The 5,096-nt window shown below is 55.5% G+C and carries 6 protein-coding genes; 2 read left to right on the forward strand and 4 right to left on the reverse strand.

Translation table 11 applies throughout. From position 1 onward, the window contains the following. On the forward strand, nucleotides 1-596 hold a 596-nt coding region (locus V6D20_21465; GenBank protein HEY9818351.1), incomplete at its 5' end, for a site-specific integrase. Nucleotides 597-828: 232 nt separating this feature from the next. Next, nucleotides 829-1,467, forward strand: coding sequence for a hypothetical protein (locus V6D20_21470; GenBank protein HEY9818352.1), 639 nt, complete (start codon nucleotides 829-831; stop codon nucleotides 1,465-1,467). Nucleotides 1,468-1,557: 90 nt separating this feature from the next. Here the strand turns inward: V6D20_21470 and V6D20_21475 are convergent, their stop codons facing one another. From V6D20_21475 to V6D20_21490, 4 genes are all read right to left on the reverse strand, one after another. Further along, nucleotides 1,558-1,695, reverse strand: coding sequence for a photosystem II reaction center protein K (locus V6D20_21475; protein HEY9818353.1), 138 nt, complete (start codon nucleotides 1,693-1,695; stop codon nucleotides 1,558-1,560). Between the two features lie 275 nt (nucleotides 1,696-1,970). Next, nucleotides 1,971-3,155 carry an aminotransferase class V-fold PLP-dependent enzyme gene (locus V6D20_21480; protein HEY9818354.1) on the reverse strand — a complete coding sequence of 395 codons (1,185 nt, stop codon included), beginning with the start codon at nucleotides 3,153-3,155 and terminating at the stop codon, nucleotides 1,971-1,973. A gap of 310 nt (nucleotides 3,156-3,465) precedes the next feature. Further along, nucleotides 3,466-4,257, reverse strand: a complete 792-nt coding sequence (gene panB / locus V6D20_21485) for a 3-methyl-2-oxobutanoate hydroxymethyltransferase (protein ID HEY9818355.1) — start codon at nucleotides 4,255-4,257, stop codon at nucleotides 3,466-3,468. A 505-nt stretch (nucleotides 4,258-4,762) separates the two neighbouring features. Next, nucleotides 4,763-5,096, reverse strand: a 334-nt coding sequence (locus V6D20_21490) for a hypothetical protein (protein HEY9818356.1), incomplete at its 5' end; no start/stop codon positions are given.

The following is a 5,096-nucleotide window of genomic DNA, read 5'->3' on the forward strand; positions in this document are numbered from 1 at the left end:
AATGGTGGGGCACCTACAACGCCACCACCCTACAGCCCCGCCGTCTACCCAGCGATACGGAAATTCTAGACGCCTATGCCATGATTCCCAACCCGGCCTGGCGGTTCGTTTTCGGCGTCATGGCCACCTACGGATTGCGCAATCATGAGGTGTTTTACTGCGACTACAGCGCTCTGCAGCAGACCCATGGGGAAGCGATCGTCGAAGTGCTAGAGCCCACCAAAACTGGGCATCACGAAGTCTGGCCTTTTTATCCCGAGTGGGTTGATCATTTCTCACTGCGCCATATTCAGCTTCCCAAGCTTCAAACAGATTTAGACAAAACTACCCTGCAGCGTGTTGGGCAGCGGGTTAGTGCTCAGTTTCGTCGCTATGGCCTCCCCTTTTCGCCCTACGACCTGCGCCACGCTTGGGCCGTGCGCACCATTCACTTTGGCCTACCCGATACGGTGGCAGCGCGGATGATGGGGCATTCCGTCGCCATCCACACCCGCACCTACCACCGCTGGATTTCCCGTCGTGACCAACAGCAGGCCGTCGATGCCGCCCGGCAACGGCAGCGATCGCCCGTACTCCAGCCCCTCAGCGATGGATAGTGGTTCGTGGGAAAGGGTCACAGCGCCGATCGCGACGACGTAGCGTGCTGCTAGGCGAAGCCGTAACGCACGGTCTTGTAAGGCAATGAAAGGAATCTACGTTGCCGGGTTTCGACTGCGCTCAACCCTCTTCTCATCAGGATTGGAGCATTGAGCGTAGTCGAAATGAGCGCCGTTGCCATACTTGCCCATCGTGACGTCTTCCCACGTGAGGCATCTATCAACTGAACCTATGCCCTCTCTGACCCCTTGGGTTGCGAATCAACGATTTTGGTTGCGGTGGACGCTGGTCACGATCGCCTGCGTTTTGTGGATGCTGGTGATCAATATGGGTTTAATGATCACACTCCAAACGCCCAGTATTGGTGGATTAGTGCTGAGCAGTTGGATGGTTGGACTGGGGCAAGGGCAGGTGCTGCGTCCCCATATGCGTCAGGGTAATCGGTGGCTATGGGCGACGACTCTAGGGTTAGTGGTCAGCTTCTACACTGGGATGATTCTCGGTTGGATGCTGCTCACTGGTTTGAATCAGGCGCAAGCAGCGATCGCTGTCCAATGGTTGAGTGGATTAATGAGTGGTTTATGGGTAGGGGGCGTTATGGGTCTGGCCCAGTCGTGGGTGCTGCGTCGCCACTGCCGCCATAGTTGGGTGTGGGTGCCAGGATCAGCCTTGGCTTGGGGCTTGGGGCTGACGGTGGGATTCCTGCCCTGGCCCATCGAGCGGCTGTTGCCTGACGTGGCACCGATCGGGAGCCGCCTCTTGACCCTGATGCCTCTCCTCGCCGGAGTAGCGATCGCTAGCGGTCTATCTGGACTGATTTTGGCCAAGCTTCTAGGCTTACCCAATCGCCATGGGAAGATGAAATCCTAGGAAATGTAGGGTTCCTAGCCAATCACGCCATGAAAAAAGGCACCCCTGAGAGTGCCTAAAGGATTCTAATCATGTTGGTGTATCAAAGGTTTATTTAAAACCAACCGCCGCTTGCCAAACAAAGGCGAGGAGCAGGAAGAAAACCGGAATAATAGGCAACACATCAACAAGGGGATCAAAAACAGAGTAAGCTTCGGGCAGCTTGGCTAAAATTAGTGCCGCGTCCATGGATGGCCTTTCCTCTTTAACTCAGACATCTCAGATTTTTTGAATCTTATCATAATTCAGGGATCACCTCACCCCATCCAGTCAATTCTCGCAGGGATCAGCAATTCTCATTTTGACCAGTAGCTTGCCCAATCTGCCGAATCCTGAACGAAAGAATGAGCTTTTTCAACCAATCTATTGACACTGTTCTCAATAAGCTCATGCAAGATGTTCATACTGAGAATTGCTGCGCAGGGATAGGGCAGGTCGTCCCACAAGTTGAGCGCGATCGCCCTCTAGGTGAGCTGCGATCGCAGTTGGGCAATCAGGCGATCGCAGTCTTCCTCTGTGGTGAAGTAATGCACGCAGGCCCTGATGCAGTTGGGATGCAAAATGGTGCGCACCATGATCTGCTGGGCTTCGAGCTCAGCCACCAGTTGCCCATGGGCTCGGTCGGGCTGTCCTTCTAGGCGAAAGGAGACGAGACCGGCTTCGGGAGGGGTGGTGCGGAGGGGTTGAACTGTCGGCAAAGTTTGCAACTGCTCCCAGAGGTAGGCGCTGAGCTGTTGAATCTGCTGGTAGCGCTGCAGGGCCGTTCCCCGCTGTTGATGGAGAGCGATCGCACTGCGAAGGGCGCTGTAGAGGGGATAGTCGGAGGTGGCAATTTCGTAGCGTTGACCGTTTTCCTTCAAGCCCGTGGGTTGCCCGGTGCCGTCCATAGTGATGCTGCGCCAGCCCACGAAGGTGGGAGCCGCCGTGGCGTAGCAGGCAGGGTTGACATAGAGCCCGCCCGCGCCCGCCGCACCACACCACCATTTATGCCCGGTGAAGGCGTAGAAATCTGCTCCTAGGTCATCAAGCTGCAGGGGCAGAACGCCCACAGACTGGGCCGCATCCACCAAAACCCGTACTGGCTGGTAGCTAGGGTGCTGACGGCAGGCGGCCACAATTTCCTTCATCGGTAAAACCTGGCCGGTGTTCCACAAAATATGGCTGATCACCACCATGCGGGTCGTGGGCATCAGATGCTGAGCGATCGCCCCCACGGGATCACCTTGGTTTAGGGTTTCGAGGACGGGGCAGGTAGACACCTTGATGCCAAAGCGTCGCTGTAGCTCATGGGCGGTGGCGATCACGCCCGGATGTTCACAATCCGTCAGCAGCAGATGATCGCCCTCGCGCCAGTCGATGCTCCATAGGGCAATATTGCAGCCCACGGTCACGTTCTCGGTAAGGGTGATGGCCTCGGGTTGTGTGCCCAGTTCAGCGGCGATCGCTTGCCGGGCCAGGTGGCTTTCTTGCTGCAGCCAAGCATTGGTGCTGCTGGAGAACGGCCCCCGCTCTTGAATGTGCATCTGGGTGTCATGGAGGGTAGCGATCGCCTCCTGGGCCATCGGCCCCTGGCCTCCATAGTTGAAATAGGTTTTATTGGCGAGGGCAGGATAGCGTTGGCGATAGTCGTGCAGCGAGGGTTGAGCCATGATCATCCGTGTGAAATACGTGCTTCCTGCTTGTACCAAATTGCAGGGAAGGCGGCAAGCTGCTGATGGTGGTGATCCCCATGCTTGTCTGGGTAGGGTGCTGATAGGCGCAGCCGTAACGAACCGCTTTGTAGCGCTGTAATACATACAGCAGACCGTGGGTTGATCCTTTACCCACCTCTGTCTAATACCCACCCCTGTCTAATAGGAGCGATGATCATCGATCCTCGTTCAGAATTAGGAAGGAAGGCGATCGCTCTCAGATCCCACAACCCACAATCCACAACCCACAATCCTCAGATCCCAAGGCTTAACCCTTAGAAGACGAGGAGGGAAACCGGCCTTCGCGAATATCCTGGCAGAAGTCTTCCACGGCTCCCTGCACTGTTTCCCGCAGATTTGCATAGGCTTTCGCAAAGGGCGGCCGCCAGTCTGAAAGCCCTAGCAGGTCTGCCGTCACCAACACTTGCCCATCACAATCTGGCCCAGCACCAATGCCAATAGTGGGAATCGATAGCTTCTGGCTAATCGTAGCCGCAACATGATCGGGAATATGTTCGAGCACAATGGCAAACGCCCCGGCCTGCTCCAAGGCGATCGCTTCTGCTAGGAGCTGCTCTCCCGCCTCAGGAGTCGTTCCCTGTTGCCGATAGCCTAGGCGACGTACCGCTTGGGGCGTGAGGCCGATATGCCCCAACACCGGCATTCCCGTTTGCACTAGGGCCGCGACCGTATCGACGATGGCAGGGTAGCCGCCCTCTAGCTTGACGCCCCCTGCGCCAGTTTCCTTCAAAATGCGCCCCGCCGATTCAATCGCCTGGGACAGGCTCACCTGATAACTTAAAAACGGTAGATCTACAATCAGCAACGCCTGCTTCACACCCCGACGCACGGCCTTGGCGTGGTGCAGCATTTCCTCCAGAGTGACCGGCAGCGTCGTGTCATAGCCCAAGGTCACCATGGCTAAGGAGTCGCCCACCAGCACAACATCCACCCCTGCCTGATCCATAATTTGGGCAAACAGATAATCTGCCGCCGTCAGCACCGTAATCCGCCGACCTTGCTGCTTATATTGAATGAGTTTCTGAGGTGTTACAGCCATGGATGTCCTATTCAGCGATCGCGTTCCGCACATCTCGGGAGCATGAGTCTGCCCTGCGGCATCCCCCGGTGTAACCCGTCATCTGCCAGCAAACTAGCAAAGACTCTATGCGGTGTGATTCAAGGGATTAGCGAAATATCTCCCCTGAATTCAGGGTAGCGGATACTGTGTTCAAACGGGTTTTGTTCTGCAAATTCTCAGGGTGCCTGGGAAGGTAGTTATGACTGTGGTTAAGTGGGAAGACATAACGATTGGCAAGCATTTCAACTTCAAGCTTCATGAGAGGTGCATTACGGCTTCGCCTAACAGCACCCTACTAGGTTAGGCAGTATCCTCGTTATTCCCTGGTGGGAAGATGAGGATGATCCTGAGCGATCGCCTAGCGTACCCGATGCCCTGCATACCAAACCCCTCATTCCCATATGGGAAGAGGGGTTTGGGACCAATGAAGAGAGCTAGGGCTGTGCTCAATTGCTATCGGGGGAAGGCAGCAGCAAAACACAGACTAGTGATAATAACGTTTCTCTAACCAGACCCGTACATCTTGCTCAGAGGCAAAGGTATTATGATAGTCTGTCACCGGATCGTAGACCTGCCAGGAGACTTGTCCACTGCGATCGCGGACTGCCTCAACGTGAGGTTCTTGACTGCCAGCTAAAGCTTTCCAAGCCCGATAGGCAAATGCTTGCAGGGCAGAGCGCCAATTTCCATCTTGGGCAGTGCGTTCGGGGTTGTGAGTTGTCCGATGATGCTCAATGAAGCTGAGGAACGGAGCACTAGCTTTCAACATAGACCCCCCTTTAAGCCAAACAAGGCTTGATACGTAAAACTGTTTTCCA

This window comes from Candidatus Obscuribacterales bacterium, from assembly GCA_036703605.1.
GTDB lineage: Bacteria > Cyanobacteriota > Cyanobacteriia > RECH01 > RECH01 > RECH01.